General features: G+C 73.0%; 14 protein-coding genes and 1 pseudogene. 8 read left to right on the top strand and 7 right to left on the bottom strand.

Annotated elements, in window-relative coordinates:
- The 4 genes from HUW36_RS08165 to HUW36_RS08150 form a co-directional block, all read right to left on the bottom strand.
- Positions 1-1412, bottom strand: a 1412-nt coding sequence (locus tag HUW36_RS08165; protein WP_174527564.1) for an O-antigen ligase family protein, incomplete at its 3' end; no start/stop codon positions are given.
- 53 nt (positions 1413-1465) lie between these two features.
- Entirely contained in the window at positions 1466-2497 is a 1032-nt protein-coding gene (locus HUW36_RS08160; RefSeq protein WP_246247970.1) for an SDR family NAD(P)-dependent oxidoreductase, read from the bottom strand.
- A 64-nt stretch (positions 2498-2561) separates the two neighbouring features.
- Positions 2562-3467 (bottom strand): NAD-dependent epimerase/dehydratase family protein, encoded by a 906-nt coding sequence (locus HUW36_RS08155; protein ID WP_174527562.1) that lies wholly within the window; start codon positions 3465-3467, stop codon positions 2562-2564.
- Positions 3464-4177 carry a nucleotidyltransferase family protein gene (locus tag HUW36_RS08150; RefSeq protein WP_246247968.1) on the bottom strand — a complete coding sequence of 238 codons (714 nt, stop codon included), beginning with the start codon at positions 4175-4177 and terminating at the stop codon, positions 3464-3466. The genes HUW36_RS08155 and HUW36_RS08150 overlap by 4 nt, the downstream gene beginning before the upstream one ends.
- A gap of 318 nt (positions 4178-4495) precedes the next feature.
- Between HUW36_RS08150 and HUW36_RS08145 the strand changes: the two genes are divergently transcribed.
- Complete coding sequence (locus HUW36_RS08145) at positions 4496-5920, top strand: glycosyltransferase (RefSeq protein WP_174527560.1); 1425 nt, start codon at positions 4496-4498, stop codon at positions 5918-5920.
- A gap of 43 nt (positions 5921-5963) precedes the next feature.
- Here HUW36_RS08145 and HUW36_RS08140 read toward each other — a convergent pair whose 3' ends face one another.
- A complete protein-coding gene (locus HUW36_RS08140; RefSeq protein ID WP_174527559.1) occupies positions 5964-6917 on the bottom strand; it encodes an NAD-dependent epimerase/dehydratase family protein in 954 nt (317 codons plus the stop codon).
- A gap of 258 nt (positions 6918-7175) precedes the next feature.
- Between HUW36_RS08140 and HUW36_RS08135 the strand changes: the two genes are divergently transcribed.
- Positions 7176-7928, top strand: coding sequence for a class I SAM-dependent methyltransferase (locus HUW36_RS08135; protein ID WP_174527558.1), 753 nt, complete (start codon positions 7176-7178; stop codon positions 7926-7928).
- Between the two features lie 33 nt (positions 7929-7961).
- Positions 7962-8891: an NAD(+)/NADH kinase gene (locus HUW36_RS08130; RefSeq protein ID WP_174527557.1), complete on the top strand. Its 930-nt coding sequence runs from the start codon at positions 7962-7964 to the stop codon at positions 8889-8891.
- A 6-nt stretch (positions 8892-8897) separates the two neighbouring features.
- Here HUW36_RS08130 and pgm read toward each other — a convergent pair whose 3' ends face one another.
- Positions 8898-10541 (bottom strand): phosphoglucomutase (alpha-D-glucose-1,6-bisphosphate-dependent), encoded by a 1644-nt coding sequence (gene pgm, locus HUW36_RS08125; RefSeq protein WP_174527556.1) that lies wholly within the window; start codon positions 10539-10541, stop codon positions 8898-8900.
- Positions 10542-10575: 34 nt separating this feature from the next.
- Positions 10576-11808 (bottom strand): glucose-1-phosphate adenylyltransferase, encoded by a 1233-nt coding sequence (gene glgC, locus HUW36_RS08120; RefSeq protein WP_174527555.1) that lies wholly within the window; start codon positions 11806-11808, stop codon positions 10576-10578.
- A gap of 94 nt (positions 11809-11902) precedes the next feature.
- On the opposite strand from glgC, the gene glgA reads away from it, so the two are divergent.
- From glgA to HUW36_RS08095, 5 genes and pseudogenes are all read left to right on the top strand, one after another.
- Positions 11903-13096, top strand: a complete 1194-nt coding sequence (gene glgA, locus HUW36_RS08115; protein WP_246247967.1) for a glycogen synthase — start codon at positions 11903-11905, stop codon at positions 13094-13096.
- Between the two features lie 160 nt (positions 13097-13256).
- Positions 13257-14087: a class I SAM-dependent methyltransferase gene (locus tag HUW36_RS08110; protein WP_246247965.1), complete on the top strand. Its 831-nt coding sequence runs from the start codon at positions 13257-13259 to the stop codon at positions 14085-14087.
- A 4-nt stretch (positions 14088-14091) separates the two neighbouring features.
- On the top strand, positions 14092-16188 hold the full coding sequence (locus HUW36_RS08105; protein WP_174527554.1) for an alpha-1,4-glucan--maltose-1-phosphate maltosyltransferase: 2097 nt from the start codon (positions 14092-14094) through the stop codon (positions 16186-16188).
- Positions 16176-18278: a 1,4-alpha-glucan branching protein GlgB gene (gene glgB / locus HUW36_RS08100; protein ID WP_174527553.1), complete on the top strand. Its 2103-nt coding sequence runs from the start codon at positions 16176-16178 to the stop codon at positions 18276-18278. Before HUW36_RS08105 ends, glgB begins: the two co-directional genes overlap by 13 nt.
- 212 nt (positions 18279-18490) lie before the next feature.
- Positions 18491-19064, top strand: a pseudogene (locus tag HUW36_RS08095) (hypothetical protein); the annotation flags it as partial.

The raw sequence follows: 19064 nt of genomic DNA, 5'->3' as shown, positions 1-19064 counted from the left end.
TGCTGCCCGACCACACGGGCGGACGGGACCGCGCCCGGCGCGGAGGACGACGGCGCCCCGCTCGGCCGGCCCGGCCGGAGCCGACGATGCCGGCCGTGCGCGAGCAGGCAGCCGAGGCCGATCCAGAACCCGACGATGGCGACCGGGCAGACCAGGATGTTCGCGAACACCAGGTTGACCGCGCCGGCCGCGACACCGGCCCGGACCGCGGTCAGTCGCAGGCCGCCGGACGCCGTCAACCCTCCGACCACCAGGGTGAGGAAGATCAGCGCGGCCGGCAGGCCGGCCTCCGCCGCGAGCCCGAGGTAGTCGTCGTGGGTGTACAGGTAACGCCCGACCTCGGGATGGCCCAGCGCGTAGTAGGGGAACATGCGGTAGCCGATGCCGGTGAACGGGTGCTGGAGGATCGCGTCGAGCGCCGCCCGGGCGACCTCGGTGCGGCCCGAGGAGTCACCGAGCTGGTCGGCGGGCCGGGAACCGAACACGAGTGCCCAGAGCAGGCCGCGGTACGCGTAGGCGAGACCTCCGGCGCCGGCCACCAGCGCGGCACCGACGAGGCGTTGCCCGGTCGGCCGCGCGGCGAGCAGCGCGACCCCCATCCCGGCGACCGCGGCCAGCATCCCGCCGCGCGACTGCGTCTGCTGCACCGCGACCAGACACAACGCCGCGGGCACCAGCCAGTACGGCCGCCGGCTCTGCCGCGTCAGCCCGATCCCTACCCCGACGGTCGGGGCCAGGACCGCGGCGAGGTAGTTGCTGTTGAGGCCGAGCCCTTCGAGGCGCCCGAGGTTGTACGAGCCGTTGAGCAACGCGTGGGTCGCGATGATGCCACCGGCCAGAGCGGTCAGCCGGGCCACCGCCGCCGGGTCGGGCGCCGTCCAGATCGTCGCCACCAGCAGCAGCAGGCCGGCGACCACGATGACCAGGTGGGACAGCCCGCCGAACTTGCCGGCCAGCACCGGCGACCCGACGGTGCTGCGCACGGTGGTGCTGGCGACGAGCAGGACGCCGAACGCGACGACGCAGAGCAGCGTCCAGTCCACCCGGGGCCGCAGCGGCTCGGGTCGCATCGGCACCGCCACGAGCAGGCAGACGCCGACCGCGCCGGTCACGACGACGGCGGCCACGGGATCGCCCCCGTAGCCGAACGACACGTGCGCGACGCTCATCGGCACCATGGCGAGCAGGACCAGGTCGGGTCGGCGGAATCCGACCAGGGTGACCGCGAGGGCGGCCACCGCCAGCGCCAGCAGCGCCGGCCGTTGCACGGCCAGATAGCCGGTGAGCGTTCCCACCACCACGACCGCGAGTGGCCAGACGCCGCGCCAGAGCACCGGGTTCGACCCGACGCCGTACCCCCGGTCCGACCCGCGCGGCCGGTGGACCGTGGTCAACCCCTGGTGCGCCGTCACGCCCGTTCCCCTTCCGCCCTCGGGCCCTGCGGCCTCATCGGTTCGTCCACCGTCTACACGGCCCGCTCGGGTCGGTACCGGGCCAGGTTGGCCGGGTCGACGAACCACTCGATGGTCTGCTTCAGCCCGTCGTCGAGCGTCACCGCCGGCTGCCAGCCGGTGCGCCCGCGCAGCAACGCGCTGTCCCCGACCAGCCGCTCGACCTCGGAGTTCGCCGGCCGCAGCCGTTCGTCGGCCACCGCGATCTCGACAGTCGTACCGAAGGCCGCGGCGATCCGCCGGACGAGTTCGGCGACCGACGTCTCCTGGCCGGTGGCGGCCTGGAGCGTCTCGCCCAGGACCGCGTCGGCGGGGGCGTTGCCGGCGGCGATGAACGCGGCCACCGTGTCGGCGACGAACAGGAGGTCCCGGGTGGTGTTCACCGCGCCCAGCTCGATCCGCCGGACACCGGCCGCGAGCTGGCTGATGATCGTGGGGATGACGGCGCGGGTGGACTGCCGCGGCCCGTACGTGTTGAACGGGCGCAGGGTGACCACGGGCAGCCCGAAACTCAGGTGGAAGCTCTCGGCGAGCTTGTCGGCGGCGATCTTCGAGGCGGCGTACGGCGACTGGCCGCGCAGCCGGTGCGACTCGGTCATCGGGACGCTGACCGCCGTGCCGTACACCTCGCTGGTCGAGGTGACCACGAGCCGTCCGGTGCCGGCGGTGCGGACGGCCTCGAGGACGTTGAGCGTGCCCACCACGTTGGTGTCCACGTACGACTGGGGGGCGAGGTAGGAGTACGGGATGCCGCCCAGCGCGGCCAGGTGGTAGACGACACCGGCGTCGGCCACGAGCCGCTGGACCGTGCCCCGGTCCCGGATGTCGCCGGCGATCACCTCCACCCGGTCCAGGTGGGCCGGCGGCACGGTGTCCAACCACCCGTACGAGCCGAGTCCGTTGTAGTGGACGAGCGCCTTCACCAGGTGTCCCCGGGCGACCAGCGCCTCGACGAGGTGGGAGCCGATGAACCCACCGGCGCCGGTGACCGCGACGACCTCCGGCGTCGCCGGCTCGGACGGGCCGAGCGGATCCGCCCCGGTCACGTCGACTCCACGGTCCGTTCCAGTACCGCCGCTGGCCATGGCTCCCCCTCGATCAGATTCAGCGTCACAGGTTGGTGGTGGTCGTGCCGTCGGCCCGGCCGGACCAGACGGCCTTGACCGAGTCGACGAGGTCGTACGCCGGCGCCCAGCCGAGCAGCCGGCCGGCGCGCCGCACGTCGCCGCACATCCACCCGACGGCCGCGGAGCGTCCGGGCGCCGGCAGGTCCTCGCGGATCTCGCCGGTGAAGCCGGCGGTCTCGGCGAGGAGACGGACCGCGTCCCGGGTCGGGACGGCCGATCCGCTGGCGACGTTGTACACCCGCTCCGGCAGCGCCGGGGCCCGCACCGCGGCCACCACGGCCGACGCCACGTCGCGGACGTCGACGAAGTCCCGGTACGCCGCGAGCGGCCCCATCGAGATGCCGGTGGCGGCCGTCGCGCGGGCGGCGTCCAGCAGCGCGGCCGCCCGGCCGAGGACGGTCCCCGCCGGCAGCCCTGGCCCGATCGGGTTGAACACCCGCAGCACCACGCCATCCACCCGACCGGCGGCACCGGCGAGTTCGACCAGGCGGGTGGCGGCGAGCTGGCTCACGCCGTACGCGCTGACCGGCACCGCGGGATCGTCCTCGGACGCGGCGTGCCCGTGCGGCACCGACCCGTACTCGGCCGCGGAGCCGAGGCGGACCAGCCGGGTGCCGGGCGCGACCGCGCCGATCGCCTCGACCAGCTTCGCGGTGCCGGCGGTGTTGGCCAGGACCAGTTCGGCGCCGTCACCGGCGAGCCGTCCGCCGCAGTTGACCACCACCGACGGCCGTACCGCCCGGAGCGACGCGGCGATGTCGGCGACGTCGCAGCGCACCAGGTCGAGTTCGGCGCGGGTCGGGCAGTGCAGGGTCGCGAACGGCGCGAGGGACTGACGCACGTGGCCGCCCAGGAAGCCGGACGCGCCGAGCAGGAGAACGGTCGTCATACCGGCTCCGGCACCGACCTGGGCATCAGGATGGGTTCGACCGCGTCGAAGATCCGGTTGGCCTCGTCGTAGTCGTCCGGCCGGCCGATGTCCAGCCAGTAGCCGTCGAAGTGGTAGCTGGCCGGCAGGTCGCCGCGGTCGAGCAGGTCCAGCATCAACTGGTCGAAGCCGAACGCCAGCCCCTCCGGGTACGCGGCGATGCTCCGCGCCGACATCGCGTACACGCCCATGCTGACCCGGTAGTCGAGCGTGGGCTTCTCCGCGAAGCGCACGATCCGGCCGTCCTCGACCTCCAGCACCCCGAAGTCGACCTTGACGGTCCGGTCGAAGGTGGCGACGGTCAGCGGCGCGTCCGACGCGACGTGCGTGCGCAGCAGGTCCGCGTAGTCGAGGTCGGTGAGGATGTCGCCGTTCATCACCAGGTAGTGCTCCGGCAGCCGGTCGCGGATCGCGAACAGCGGCCCGATCGTGGAGAGCGGGACACGTTCCTCGGCGTAGTCCACCCGGAGTCCGAAGCGCGCGCCGTCGCCGACGAACGCGCGGATCAGCGGGCCCATGTGGTTGATCGCGATCGTGGCGCCGGTGAAGCCACAGGCCGCCAGTTGGTGCAGGACGATCTCGAGGATCGCGTACCGGTCACCGATGGGCACCAGGGGCTTCGGGAGGCTGGTCGTGTACGGCCGCAGCCGGGTGCCCCTGCCCCCAGCCATGATCACAACATGCATTCCCGTCTCCCAGCGAGTCTCCGACCGACCGGCGCGCATCCACCCCACCCGCTGTCCTCGCCGATCCGGGGGCTCCGGCCCGATCAACGGCTCCGGCGTACGCGAACGCGGCCGATCGCCGCGGCGGTGTCGCACACTCAACGACGCATTCCTCGGCCGGGATACGTACCGATTGAAAGCGGCACAGAATTCGCACATCCGGGGACTTCACCCCGCCGCCGCCCCTAACATGTCGGGCAAATGACCGAACTGTCACTGGCGGCGATACACCCGTCAGTGGGCACCAGCCGTCGGAGACCGATGATGGAACTCGTCCGCGCGGATGCCGAACCCGGGGCCGGCGGCACGGCGGGGCCGCACCCCGCTGACGGATCGGGCCGGCGCGGGCGCCTGCTGATCGTCGCCCACTGCTTCCCGCCGTCGGAACTGGTGGGCGCCCGGCGACCGGCCGCGCTCGCCCGCTTCGCCCGTGCCGCGGGCTGGGACGTCCGCGTGCTCACCGGCACCCCCGCCGATCCCGCCGGCCCCGACGACGACCTGCCCGAAGAACTCGTCGTACGGGCCGCGCCGGTGTTCCGCTGGCCCGGCGTCGGCGGTCCCGCCCCGGCGGGTGCCGGGACCACCCCGACGGGCCCGACCCGGTTCGCCGCCGCGCGCGCCACGGCCCGGCGGGTGGCCCGGGGCGTCGGACGGGAGGTGCTGATGGTCCCCGACTCCGACGCGAACTGGATCCCGTCGGCGGTGCGGCGCTTCCTGCGCACCGGTTGGCGACCCGACGTGATCGTGGCCTCCGGACCGCCGTTCTCGGGTTTCGTCGTGGCCGCGACGCTGGGACGGAAGCTGCGCGCGCCCTGGGTCGCCGACTACCGGGACCTGTGGACCGTGGGCAACGAGTACTGGGTCCACGGCCAGACCGCACCGCGCCGGCGCGCCGACCACTGGCTGGAACACCGCCTGCTGCGCTCGGCGGCCCTCGCCGTCACCATCTCCGAACCGCTGGCGCGGACGCTGCGCTCGACCTTCGGCGTCGAGACCCACGTCGTCATGAACGGCATCGACCGTCGGCCGTCCGGGCCACCGGCGCGGGCGGCCGAGCCGGCCGCCACCCGTGGCGCGGCCGGCCTGGACGTCCCCGAGTCGGCGCTGTTGCTGGCGCACACCGGGGTGCTCTATCCGGGCCGCCGCGACCCCGGCCCCCTGCTGGACGCGCTCGCGTTGCTGGGCGACGACGCCCGCAACGTGCACCTGGTGCTCGCCGGCGTCGACAACGGCGTCGCCCGGGACGCCGTCGCGCGGTCGACGGTGGCCGACCTGGTCACCACGACCGGTCAGGTGCCGGTGGAGCGGTCGTGGCGGATCCAGGCCGCGGCCGACGTGCTCGTGCTGTTGATGTGGGACGACCCGATGGACGCCGGCACCGTGCCCGGCAAGCTGTTCGACTACCTCCGGGCACGCCGCCCGATCCTGGTCGTCGGCCACCCCGACGGCGTGGTCGCGGACCTGGTCCGCAGCCGGAACGCGGGCGTCGTCCTGAGCGGCGCGCCGGAGATCGCGGAGCAGTTGCGCGCCTGGTCGGCGCAGAAGCGGCGCGACGGCGGCGTGCCGGCCCTGCCGGAGTCGACGTTGGACGGCCTCTACCGCGACGACCAGATGGCCGGGTACCTGCGCCTGTTGTCCGGCGTGGCGAGCCGGCCGGGGGTCGTCACGCGGCCCCGGACCGGCGCCTGAGCGGCCACGGGCACCTCCGGCGCCGGCCCCGGCTTCGCCGAACTCAGGCCCCCACGGTGGTCGACGCGCGCAGCGCCTGGTGCCAGGCGACCGTGGCGCGCAGTCCGACCGGGAGCGGCACCGGCCGCACCTCGGGGAACAACTGGCGCAGCAGACCGTTGTCGGCGGTGGACCGGGCGACGTCACCGGTCCGGGGTGGCGCGGTCCGGCGCTCGATCGGGTGGTCCAGGATCGACTCCAGCTCGGCCACCATGGCGTGCAGGTCGGTCTGCGTGCCGAAGGCCAGGTTGACCGGGTGCGGGTGGAACACCGACCGGCGGACCGCGTCGAGGAGCACCGCGCAGACCGTCTCCACGTAGGTGAAGTCGCGGGTCTGCCGCCCGTCGCCCTGGAAGACGACGGGCTCGCCGTGCAGCGCGGCGTGCACGAACCGGGGAATGACCGCGGCGTACGCGTGGTCGTGCCGCTGCCGCGGGCCGTACACGTTGAAGAACCGGAACGCGAGCGTCGGCAGGCCGTAGCAGGCCTGGTAGGCGAGGGCGTAGGACTCGGTGGCCTGCTTGCTGGCCGCGTACGGGCTCAGGGGGCTGGTCCAGCCGAACTCGCTGCGCGGCAGCTCCGGGTTCGCCCCGTAGACGGAGGAGGACGAGGCGACCACGACGTGACCGACGCCGTGCTGGCGCGCCGCCTCCAGGACGCAGAGGGTGCCTGTCGCGTTGGCGCCGTGCGAGGCCAGCGGATCCTTGACCGAGCGGGGCACGCTGGGCAGCGCGGCGAGGTGCACGACGGCGTCCCGGCCGGACATCGCCCGCGCCAGCGCGGCCGGGTCGAGGATCGAGCCGGTCACCAGCTCGACGTCGACCCCCGACAGGTTCCCCGCCAACCCGGTCGACAGGTCGTCCAGGACACGGACGTCGCGCACCGCCGGATCCGCGAGGGCGGCTCGGGTCAGGTTGGAGCCGATGAAACCGGCGCCGCCGGTCACCAACAGTCGCATTCTTCTCCACCTTTTCTCGAATGCCGCTCACTTGTCGCGTGCGGTGCAGCAATTGTCCGCGCGATTCGGAGACTAACCACCGGACGGCGCGTCGAGGACGTGTTTCGCCATTCGCGGACCCCGTGTCGAACGGCGACCGGGAATCAGCGAAAACACCCCGCCGTGTCGTGACCAATCCCGCTCCTCGGTCGTTTGCCAGCCGTCAGGCGTGAACTGACCTGGCCAGGCTTCGTCATCCGGGGATCGAGGGAGAACATTGTGGATCTGACCGCTCACCGCGCCGTCATTCGGAAGTCCGCCGAGGAACAGGAACGCATCGCCGATCTGTTCCGGCTGATTCCGTCCCGGGGTGACCGGGCTCTGGACGCCGGCGCCTGGGACGGCTACCTGGCGGCGCGGCTCACCGAGCGGTACGACCACGTGATCGCGCTCGACCTCAACGCGCCCACGGTCGACCACGAGCGGGTCGAGTGCGTCCAGGGTGACATCACCGCCCTCACCTACCCGGACGACAGCTTCGACCTGGTGCTCTGCACGGAGGTGCTGGAGCACGTGCCGTCCCGGCTGCTACCGCTGGCCTGCGCCGAGCTGGCCCGGGTGGCGCGGCGCGACCTGATCGTCGGGGTGCCGTTCCGGCAGGACCTGCGCCTCGGCCAGACGACCTGCGGCCAGTGCGGTCACCGCAACCCGCCCTGGGGGCACGTGAACTCGTTCACCCTGGAGCGGCTGCGCGGCCTGTTCCCCGGGTTGCGGGTCGAGGCCACCTCCTACGTGGGCCGCCGCAGCGGCACCAACGCCCTGGCCGCCGCCGTCACCGACCTGGCCGGCAACCCCCGGGGCACCTACCAGCAGGAGGAGGGCTGCCTCACGTGCGGGGCGGAGCTGGTCCGGCCGGAGTGGCGGCCGACGACCAAGGCGCTCGCCGCGCTCGGGGTCGTCCTCCAGGCGCCGACGGTCTGGCTGCGCCGCAACCAGCCCGGCTGGGTGCACGTGCACTTCGTCAAGGGCTGACGCCGCGCCCGCCACCTGTGGTGAGCTGTACCGGTGGCGGGCTACGTGTTCGGGTTGGTGCTGCACCCCACCCGGGACGTCTCCGAGGTGGTGGGGACGATCGCGCGCTGGGCGGGCCAGCACGGCAAGAGCCTCGCCGTCCGCCACGAGGACCGGCACCGGGTGCCGACCTCGGTGGAGGCGGTGCCCGCCCGCGACCTGGCCGACCACTGCGACGCGTTGATCAGTATCGGCGGCGACGGCACCATGCTGGGCGCGCTGCGGATGGCCGTCCGCGACCCGAAGCCGGTGCTCGGGGTGCACCTGGGACGGGTGGGCTTCCTGGTCGAGGTGGAACCGCCGGACCTGCCCCGCGCGTTGGAACGGCTCGTCGCCCACGACTTCACCGTCGAGTCGCACGCCTGCCTGGCCTGCGACGTGTGCGGAGACGACGTGGTGGCGTTCAACGACATCGCGCTGGTCCGCCAGCCCGGCGCCGGGTTCGTCACGGCCACCCTGGCCGTGGACGGCCAGCGGTACGGCTACTACCGGTGCGACGCGCTGGTGGTCAGCACGCCGACCGGCTCCACCGCGTACAGCTACGCCGCCGGCGGGCCGTTGATCTCGCCGGCGACGGAGGCGCTGGTGGTGACGCCGTCGGCCCCGATGGCCGGGATCTCCCGCTCGGTGCTGCTGTCCCCGCACGAGAGCGTGCACCTGGAGCTGCGCCCGGACTCGGCGCCGGTGGCGGTGGAGATGGACGGGCTGCTGATCCGCGAGGCCGCGACCGAGGGCTCGGTGCACGTCCGCTACGTGCCGGACGCCGGTCGGGTGGTCCGCCTCGATCCGCGCCGCTACCAGGAGCGCAACCAGCTCAAGCTGAGCCTGTTGGACCTGCCGCTGCTGCCCGAACAGCTGCGCGAGCTGCTGCCGGACGGGTTGCGGGAGCAGCTCAACCGCCGTGAGCTGCCCCCGCCCCGCTGAGCCGGGTCAGGCCGCGCCGAGGACCCCGTCGACCAGGGCCTTGGCCTCCTCCTGGATCCGGGCCAGGTGCTCCGGGCCCTGGAACGACTCGGCGTAGATCTTGTAGACGTCCTCGGTGCCGGAGGGACGGGCGGCGAACCAGCCCGACTCGGTGGTCACCTTGAGCCCGCCGATCGCCGCGCCGTTGCCGGGCGCGGTGGTGAGGACGGCGGTGATCGGCTCGCCGGCCAGCTCGGTGGCGGCCACCTGCTCCGGCGAGAGCTTGCCGAGCACGGCCTTCTGCTCCCGGGTGGCGGGAGCGTCGATCCGGGCGTACGCCGGCGCGCCGAAGCGGTCGGCCAGCTCGGCCCAGTGCTCGCTCGGGCTCCGCCCGGTGGTGGCGATGATCTCGGCGGCGAGCAGGCAGAGCAGGATGCCGTCCTTGTCGGTGGTCCAGGTGCTGCCGTCGCGGCGCAGGAAGGACGCGCCGGCGCTCTCCTCGCCGCCGAAGCCGACCGCGCCGTCGAGCAGCCCGGGCACGAACCACTTGAAGCCGACCGGCACCTCCAGCAGCGGCCGGCCCAGGTCGGCCGCGACCCGGTCGATCATCGAGGAGGAGACCAGCGTCTTGCCCACCGCCGCGGCCGGGCCCCACTGCTCGCGGGTCCGGAACAGGTGGCCGATCGCCACCGCCAGGTAGTGGTTGGGGTTCATCAGCCCGCCGTCGGGGGTGACGATGCCGTGCCGGTCGGCGTCGGCGTCGTTGCCGGTGGAGACCGCGAACCGGTCGCGGGCGGCGATCAGCGAGGCCATCGCGTTCGGCGACGAGCAGTCCATCCGGATCTTGCCGTCGCCGTCCAGCGTCATGAACCGCCAGGTCGGGTCCACGGTCGGGTTGATCACGGTGAGGTCGAGGCGGTGCCGCTCGGCGATCTCCCCCCAGTACGCGACGCTCGCCCCGCCCATCGGGTCGGCGCCGATGCGCACGCCCGCGTCCCGGATCGCGTCGACGTCCAGCGCGGCGGGCAGGTCGTCGACGTAGCGGGCGAGGAAGTCGTACTCCCCGGTGGTGTCGGCGGTGCGGGCCCGCGCGTACGGGATGCGCTTCACCTCCTTGAGCCCGGCGGCCAGGATGGCGTTCGCGCGGTCCTGGATCCACGTCGTGACGTCGGTGTCGGCCGGGCCGCCGTTGGTGGGGTTGTACTTGAACCCGCCGTCGGACGGCGGGTTGTGCGACGGGGTGATCACGATGCCGTCGGCGAGCCCCGAGCTGCGGCCCCGGTTGTGGGTGAGGATGGCGTGCGACAGGGCCGGCGTGGGCGTGTAGCCGTCCCGGCTGTCGCGCAGCACGGTGACGTCGTTGGCGGCGAGCACCTCCAGCGCGTCGGCCTCGGCGGGCGCGGAGAGCGCGTGGGTGTCGCGGGCGAGGAACAGCGGCCCGTCGAGGCCCTGCTCCCGGCGGTAGTCGCAGAGCGCCTGGGTCACCGCGAGGATGTGGTCGGAGTTGAACGCGTTGCGCAGGCTGGACCCGCGGTGCCCGGACGTGCCGAAGGAGACCTGCTGCGCCGGGTCGCTCGGGTCGGGGTGCTCGGCGTAGTAGGCGGTGACCAGCCGGGGCACGTCGACCAGGTCGGCGGGCTCGGCGGGCTGCCCGGCACGGGGGTGGGCCACTGCGGGATCCTCCTCGGGGATTCGGTGGGGCGGGTCAGGGCTCGACGCGCTGACCCTTGCCGATGACGACGATGCCGTTGTCGGACACGGTGTAGCGCTGTCGGTCCTTCTCCAGGTCGACGCCGATCTCGGCGCCCTCCGGAACGTAGACGTTCTTGTCCAGGATCGCGCGGCGGACGACCGCGTGCCGGCCGATCTCCACACCCTCCATCAGGACGGCGCCGTCCACGTGCGCCCAGGAGTGGACCTTGACCTTCGGCGAGACGATCGAGTTCTCCACCAGCGAGCCGGAGATCACCGAGCCGGGCGAGACCATCGAGCTGACCGCCCGGCCGACCCGCTCGCCCCAGGCGTGGACGAACTTCGCCGGCGGGTACGGCGGCTGCTCGGTGTAGATCGGCCACTCGAAGTTGTAGAGGTTGAACACCGGGTGCACGTTGATCAGGTCCATGTGCGCGTCGTAGAAGGAGTCGAGCGTCCCCACGTCGCGCCAGTAGCCGCGGTCCCGGTCGGTGCTGCCGGGCACCTCGTTGTCCTTGAAGTCGTAGACGTTGGCCTCGCCGCGCTCGACCAGCATCGGGATGATGCTGCCGCCCATGTCGTGCTTGCTGGTCTTGTCCTCCGCGTCGCGCTCGACCGCCTCGCAGAGCGCCCGGGTGGAGAAGACGTAGTTGCCCATCGAGGCGTAGATCTGGTCCGGCGCGTCGGGCAGCCCGACCGCGTCGGTGGGCTTCTCGCGGAACGCCCGGATCCGTCGGCCGTCCTCGCCGACCTCGATCACGCCGAACTGGTCGGCCATCGACAGCGGCTGGCGGATGCCGGCCACGGTCACGCCGGCGCCGGAGGCGATGTGGTCCTCCACCATCTGCCGGGGGTCCATCCGGTAGATGTGGTCGGCGCCGAAGACGATCACGTAGTCGGGCTGCTCGTCGTTGATCAGGTTGAAGCTCTGGTAGATGGCGTCGGCCGAGCCGGCGAACCACCACGGGCCGCGCCGCTGCTGGGCGGGCACCGGGGTGACGTAGTTGCCGAGCAGCGTCGACATCCGCCAGGTCTTGGTGATGTGACGGTCCAGCGAGTGGGACTTGTACTGGGTCAGCACGACGATCTTGAGAAAGCCGGCGTTCGCCAGGTTGGAGAGGACGAAGTCGACCATGCGGTACATCCCGCCGAAGGGGACGGCCGGCTTCGCCCGGTCGGTGGTCAGGGGCATCAGGCGCTTGCCCTCCCCGCCGGCCAGGACGATCGCGAGCACCTTGGCAGCCATGGTCAGACGCTATCCACCTCGACGCGACTTCACCACTCGGACGGGCACACTTGCGCGCCCGGTGCGATCCGGCGGTCTGCACTAGGGTGCGGGCATGGCACCGATGCGCGTCGACCTGCTCACCCGTGAATACCCGCCGGAGGTCTACGGCGGCGCCGGAGTGCACGTGGAATACCTCGCCCGGGAGCTGCGCCGGCTCGCCGACGTCCGGGTGCACTGCTTCGGCGCGCCGCGCGACGAGGAGGGCGTTACCGCGTACGCCGAGCCGACCGGACTGGCCGGCGCGAACGCCGCGCTGCGGGTCATGGGCGTCGACCTGGAGATGGCCGCCGGCACCGCCGGCACCGACGTGGTGCACAGCCACACCTGGTACGCCAACCTGGCCGGGCACACCGCCAAGCTGCTGCACGGGGTGCCGCACGTGGCGACCGCGCACAGCCTGGAGCCGCTGCGCCCGTGGAAGGCCGAGCAGCTCGGCGGCGGGTACGCGCTCTCGTCCTGGTGCGAGCGGACCGCGTTCGAGGCCGCCGACGCGATCATCGCGGTGAGCGAGGGCATGCGCCGCGACGTGCTCACCGCGTACCCGGCGGTGAACCCGGACCGGGTCCGGGTGGTCTACAACGGCATCGACACCGCGCAGTACGCCCCGGACCGGAACACCGACGTGCTCGACCGGCTCGGCATCGACCCGACCCGGCCCAGCGTGGTCTACGTCGGGCGGATCACCCGGCAGAAGGGCCTGCCGTACCTGCTGCGGGCGGCCCGGGAGCTGCCCGCCGACACGCAGCTGGTGCTGCTGGCCGGCGCGCCGGACACGCCGGAGATCGGCGCCGAGGTGGAGGAGCTGGCCGCCGAGCTGCGGGCCACCCGCTCGGGGGTGGTGTGGGTGGCGGCCATGCTGCCCAAGCACGAGGTGATCCAGGTGCTCACCCACGCCACGATCTTCGTCTGCCCGTCCGTCTACGAGCCGATGGGCATCGTCAACCTGGAGGCGATGGCCTGCGAGACGGCCGTGGTGGCCACCGCCACCGGCGGCATCCCCGAGGTGGTCGCGGACGGCGAGACCGGGCTGCTGGTGCCGATCGAGCAGGCCGGCGACGGGTCCGGCACCCCGCTGGACCCGGAGCGCTTCGTGGCCGACCTGGCGGCGCGGATGAACGAGCTGCTGGCCGACCCGCACCGGATCGCGGCGTTCGGCGCGGCGGGGCGGCGGCGGGCGGTCGAGCACTTCTCCTGGGACGCCATCGCCCGGCAGACGCTTGAGGTGTACCGCTCGGTGGGGGTGTAAGGAAGGGCCCCTTCTTAACGCCTCCGGTAGAGGAAGGGCCCCTTATTAACACGACGATGCCGCACACGACGATGCCGCTCGCCCGGGTCCTCGACACCAGCTCCGTCGAACACGAGCTCGGCTGAACCGCACGCGCCCGGTCGCCGGATACAGTCCTCGGATGCCGGATGCGATCTTCGCCCACCCGCGGCTCGCGCCGGTCTACGACTCGTTCGACGGCGACCGGAACGACCTGGACGCGTACCTCGCGATCGCCGACGAGCTGGACGCGCGCGTGGTGCTCGACCTGGGGTGCGGCACCGGGAACCTGGCCCTGCTGCTCGCGCGGCACGGCCGTACCGTCGTGGGTGTCGACCCGGCCGGGGCGTCCCTCGCCGTCGCCCGGTCGAAGGACCGCGAAGGCCGCGTCCGCTGGCTGCCCGGCGACGCCACGACGCTGCCGCCGCTGCGCGCCGACCTGGCCGTGATGACCGGCAACGTGGCCCAGGTCTTCCGCACCGACGACGACTGGGCGCGGACGCTACGAGGCGTGCACGACGCGCTGCGTCCGGGCGGGCACCTCGTGTTCGAGACCCGGCGGCCCGAGCGCCGCGCGTGGGAGGAGTGGGCGGCGGACACCGCGCCGGTGACCCGGGACGTGCCAGGCGAAGGGCCGGTGCAACGGCGTCTCGAGGTCACCGCGGTGGACCTGCCGTTCGTGTCCTTCCGGTACACGTACCGGTTCCTGGCCGACGGCGCTGTCGTCACGTCGGACTCGACGCTGCGGTTCCGCGACCGGGACGAGGTCGAGGCGAGCCTGACCGCCGCCGGCTACCGGGTGCGCGACGTGCGGGACGCGCCCGACCGCCCCGGCCGGGAGTTCGTCTTCGTCGCGCGCCGCGCGGACCAGCCGCCCGGACCGGCCGGGCGGACCAGCCGCGCGGACCAACCGCGCGGAGAGGGTGCATCCGGGGCTCAGCCGAGCGCGAGAGGATCTCGCGCAGTAGGTTGAGCGGGTGACTGGACGGTTCCCGATCGAAGACGTCTCCCCCGTCGTCTCCTGCGGTCGCTACCCGGCCAAGGCGGTGGTCGGCGAGCTGGTGCCGGTGTCGGCCCGGGCCTACCGCGAGGGCCACGACGCGCTCGGCTGCAACGTGGTCTGGCTCGGCCCGGACGGCGCGGCCCGCCCGTTCACCCGGATGCGCCCCGGCGAGCCGGGGCAGGACCGCTGGCACGCCACCATCCGCCCGGACGCGGTGGGCCTGTGGCGCTTCGCCGTGGAGGCGTTCCAGGACCCGTACCTCACCTGGCAGAACGCGGTCACCAAGAAGCTGGCCGCCGGCCAGGGCGCGGCCGAGCTGGCCAACGACCTGGCCGAGGGCGCGCGGGTGCTGACCGCCGCGCTCGACCTGGTGCCGAAGGGCGACAGGGACCGCGTACGCGAAGCCGTGCGGGCGCTGACCGACGACGGCCTGGACCTGCCACGGCGGGTGAGCCCGGCGCTCGCCCTGGCCGACCTGCTCTGGGAGCACCCGGTCCGCGAGCTGGTCACCACCGGCGACGAGCGGACCCTGTGGGTGGACCGGCCCCGGGCGCTCTTCTCCGCCTGGTACGAGTTCTTCCCCCGCTCCGAGGGCGCGGTCCCGGCCACCGTGGACGCGCCCGCCCGCTCCGGCACGTTCGCCACCGCCGTCGACCGCCTGCCGGGCGTCGCGGCGATGGGCTTCGACGTGCTCTACCTGCCGCCGATCCACCCGATCGGCCGGGTCAACCGCAAGGGCCGCAACAACGCGCTCACCGCCGGGCCGGACGACGTCGGCTCGCCGTGGGCGATCGGCGCGGCCGAGGGCGGCCACGACGCAATCCACCCCGACCTGGGTACGCCGGAGGACTTCCGCGACTTCGTCGCGGCCGCCGCCGAGCAGGGCCTGGAGGTGGCGATGGACCTGGCGTTGCAGTGCGCGCCGGACCACCCGTGGGTCACCGAGCACCCGGAGTGGTTCACCACCCGGGCCGACGGCAGCATCGCCTACGCGGAGAACCCGCCCAAGAAATACCAGGACATCTATCCGCTGAACTTCGACAACGACCCCGAGGGCATCCGGGCCGAGGTGCTGCGGGTGGTGCTGCACTGGGTCGGCGAGGGCATCAGGATCTTCCGGGTGGACAACCCGCACACGAAGCCGTTCGACTTCTGGCACTGGCTGATCGCCGAGGTCAAGAAGGTGGACCCGGACGTGCTGTTCCTCGCCGAGGCGTTCACCCGGCCGGCGATCATGCACGGGCTCGGCAAGGTCGGCTTCACCCAGTCGTACACCTACTTCACCTGGCGCACGACGGCGGCCGAGATGCGGGAGTACTGCGAGGAGCTGGTCGCCTCCGCCGACTGGATGCGCCCGAACTTCTGGCCCAACACCCCGGACATCCTGCACTCGTCGTTGCAGCACGGCGGACCGCCGATGTTCAAGATCCGGGCGGTGCTGGCCGCGCTGCTCTCCCCCTCCTGGGGCATGTACGCCGGGTTCGAGCTGTTCGAGCACGTCGCCCGCCCCGGCGCCGAGGAGTACCTGGACAACGAGAAGTACGAGCTGCGCCCTCGGGACTGGGCCGGCGCGCTGGCGCAGGGCCGGTCGCTGGCGCCGTTCATCGGCACGCTCAACCGGGTCCGCCGGGACAACCCCGCCCTGCACCAGCTGCGCAACCTGCGCTTCCACGACATCGACAACCCGGCGCTGCTGTGCTGGTCGAAGCACGACCCGGAGACCGGCAACACGGTGATCGTGGTCTGCTCGTTCGACTCCCGCACCGTGCAGTGGGGCAACACCACGCTCGACATGCCGGCGCTCGGCTTCGACTGGCACGAGCGGTTCACCGTGCACGACGAGCTGACCGGCACCGAGTACGACTGGGGGCAGCGCAACGCGGTGCGGCTCGACCCGTACCTGCAACCGGCGCACGTGCTCACCGTGCGCCGCCCGGCGCCGCCGGCCCCCGCCGAGCCGGAGCAGCCCGCCGCGCCCGACCTCACCGTCGAAGACGTACCCGCCGACCTCTCCGGCGGCACCGCACCGACCGCACCGGCCGACAAGGACGACGCCCGATGGACCAGCTGATCACCGGCGAGGTACACGACCCGCACGCCGTGCTCGGCGCGCACCCGGCCGACGGGAGCACCACGATCCGGACGCTGCGCCGGGGCGCGGGCGAGGTGACGCTGCTCGCCGACGGCGAACGGCACCCGATGAAGCGGGTGCACGACGCCGGCGTCTTCGAGGCGGTCCTCCCCGGCGAGGTGCTCGACTACCGGGTCGAGGTGGACGGCACCACGCACGACGACCCGTACCGCTATCCGCCCACGCTCGGCGACCTCGACCTGCACCTGATCGGCGAGGGCCGGCACGAGCGGCTCTGGGCGGCGCTCGGCGCGCGGGTCTTCGACGAGGGCGTCGCGTTCACCGTCTGGGCGCCCAACGCGCGGGCCGTGCGACTCGTCGGCGACGTCACCGGCTGGGCGCCGGACGATGGGTGGCCGATGCGGTCGCTCGGCTCCAGCGGCGTGTGGGAGATCTTCGTGCCCGGCATGCCGGTGGGCAGCCGCTACAAGTACCGCATCCTCGGCGCGGACGGCCGGTGGCGGGACAAGGCCGACCCGATGGCCGCGCGCACCGAGGTGCCGCCGGCCACCGCGTCGGTGGTACACGAGTCACGGTACGAGTGGGGCGACGCGGACTGGCTCGCGCGCCGGTCCCGGCAGGCGCCGCACCAGGAGCCGATGAGCGTGTACGAGGTGCACCTGGGCTCCTGGCGGCCCGGCCTCGGCTACCGGGAGCTGGCCGAGCAGCTCACCGCGTACGTGCTGGAGACGGGCTTCACCCACGTGGAGTTCCTGCCGGTGATGGAGCACCCGTTCGGCGGCTCGTGGGGCTACCAGGTCACCGGCTACTACGCGCCCACCGCCCGCTTCGGCGACCCGGACGACTTCCGCCACCTGGTGGACCGGCTGCACGCCGCCGGCATCGGCGTGCTCCTCGACTGGGTGCCGGCACACTTCCCCAAGGACGAGTGGGCCCTGGCCCGCTTCGACGGCACCGCGCTCTACGAGCACCCGGACCCGCGTCGCGGCGAGCACCCCGACTGGGGCACGTACGTCTTCGACTTCGGCCGCAACGAGGTGCGCAACTTCCTCGTCGCCAACGCGCTGTACTGGCTGGACGAGTTCCACATCGACGGGCTGCGCGTGGACGCGGTCGCGTCGATGCTCTACCTGGACTACTCCCGCTCCGACGGGCAGTGGGCGCCGAACGTGCACGGCGGCCGGGAGAACCTGGAGGCGATCGCGTTCCTCCAGGAGGTGAACGCCACCGTCTACCGGCACCACCCGGGCGTGCTGATGATCGCCGAGGAGTCCACCGCCTGGCCCGGCGTCACCAGGCCGACCTCCGAGGGCGGGCTCGGGTTCGGGTTCAAGTGGAACATGGGCTGGATGCACGACACCCTGCTCTACACCTCGAAGGACCCGATCTACCGGCAGCACCACCACCATCAGCTCACGTTCTCCCTGGCGTACGCCTGGAGCGAGAACTACGTGCTGCCGATCAGCCACGACGAGGTGGTGCACGGCAAGGGGTCGCTGACCGGCAAGATGCCCGGCGACACCTGGCAGCGGCTGGCGAACGTGCGGGCGCTGCTGGCGTACATGTGGGCGCACCCCGGCAAGCAGCTGCTCTTCATGGGCTGCGAACTCGCCGACGACCGCGAGTGGAGCGAGGAGCGCGGCCTCGACTGGTACCTGCTGCACGACCCGGCACGTGCCGGGGTGCAGCGCCTGGTCGCGGACCTGAACCGCGCCTACCGGGCCACGCCGGCGCTGTGGGCGCAGGACACCGACCCGGCCGGCTTCCGCTGGATCGCCGGAGACGACGTGGCCAACAACGCGGTCTCGTTCGTCCGGATCGCCCCGGACGGCCAGACCCTGGTCTGCGTGGCGAACTTCTCCGCGCTGCCGCTGGAGGACTACCGGATCGGCCTGCCGGCCGGCGGTACGTGGACCGAGGCGCTCAACACCGACGCCCACCACTACGGCGGGTCCGGGGTGGGCAACCTGGGCGCGGTGCACGCCGAGAACGTGCCGTGGCACGGCATGCCGGCGTCGGCGGCGCTGCGGGTCCCGCCGTTGGGCGTGCTCTGGCTTCGCCGGGACTGACTCCCATTTTTTGCGATATGACTCAGCGTCATATCGCTCCAAGGAGCTTCGCCATCGACGCCCGTCGCCCTGAGTAACGAACTCGCCGTTCGGCATCACTCTGCGTCGAAATGGAACGATTCCCCATCCGACCGCCTGAACCGAGTCCGGCCGGCTCCGCGTATCCCCCCACGGATGCCGGACACCCGTGACGACGAGGCGGAGGAGCTTCGATGGCGTGGAGCAGGGGCACAACCAGGCGGCGGGGGGCGACGGCGGGACCGTCCCGCAACCGGAAGATCGCCGGCGGGGTGGCGTTGGCGCTGACGGCCGGGGCGGCGTTCGCGGTGGCGACCGGCACCGGCCAGGCGGCCGAGAACTGCGCCGGCCTGGACGGCGCGCTGCGCAACAACCTCACCTTCATCGCGGACCAGCGCCGCGACCCGGACGCCAACTCGGCCGACCGGATCGCCAACCGCCTGGCGGTGGTCGACCTGATCCGGCAGCGGCGTGCCACGGCCGGCTGCGCCGGCACGGTCGAGGTGGCCGGCGCGGCCTGCCCGGGAGTGCCCTGGGAACAGGCCATGGCGGTCGAACTCGACCGGGCCTGGGCGGTCACCGAGCAGATGCGCGGCGAGCGCTCCGGGCAGCTGGTCGACCCGCAGCTGACCCAGGCCCGGGTGCAGCGGCTCGGTGGCATCTTCGGCGGCATCCGCGGCATCGCGCGGGGCGCCCAGCAGGCCCAGGCAGGCACGGGCGCGGCCGGTCCCGGCGCCGGTGGTGGTGCGGGTGCGACCGGAGGCGACG

The organism is Micromonospora maritima, assembly GCF_902825405.1.
Lineage (GTDB): Bacteria > Actinomycetota > Actinomycetes > Mycobacteriales > Micromonosporaceae > Micromonospora > Micromonospora maritima.
This window is presented reverse-complemented; position numbering and strand designations above follow the sequence as displayed.

What these genes read in the sequence shown, in the direction of transcription:
- HUW36_RS08155 (WP_174527562.1), bottom strand. Translation starts at nt 3,467, where the DNA reads ATGACGACCGTTCTCCTGCTCGGCGCGTCCGGCTTCCTGGGCGGCCAC.
- HUW36_RS08150 (WP_246247968.1), bottom strand. Translation starts at nt 4,177, where the DNA reads ATGGCTGGGGGCAGGGGCACCCGGCTGCGGCCGTACACGACCAGCCTC.
- HUW36_RS08145 (WP_174527560.1), top strand. Translation starts at nt 4,496, where the DNA reads ATGGAACTCGTCCGCGCGGATGCCGAACCCGGGGCCGGCGGCACGGCG.
- HUW36_RS08140 (WP_174527559.1), bottom strand. Translation starts at nt 6,917, where the DNA reads ATGCGACTGTTGGTGACCGGCGGCGCCGGTTTCATCGGCTCCAACCTG.
- glgC (WP_174527555.1), bottom strand. Translation starts at nt 11,808, where the DNA reads ATGGCTGCCAAGGTGCTCGCGATCGTCCTGGCCGGCGGGGAGGGCAAG.
- glgA (WP_246247967.1), top strand. Translation starts at nt 11,903, where the DNA reads ATGGCACCGATGCGCGTCGACCTGCTCACCCGTGAATACCCGCCGGAG.
- HUW36_RS08110 (WP_246247965.1), top strand. Translation starts at nt 13,257, where the DNA reads ATGCCGGATGCGATCTTCGCCCACCCGCGGCTCGCGCCGGTCTACGAC.
- glgB (WP_174527553.1), top strand. Translation starts at nt 16,176, where the DNA reads ATGGACCAGCTGATCACCGGCGAGGTACACGACCCGCACGCCGTGCTC.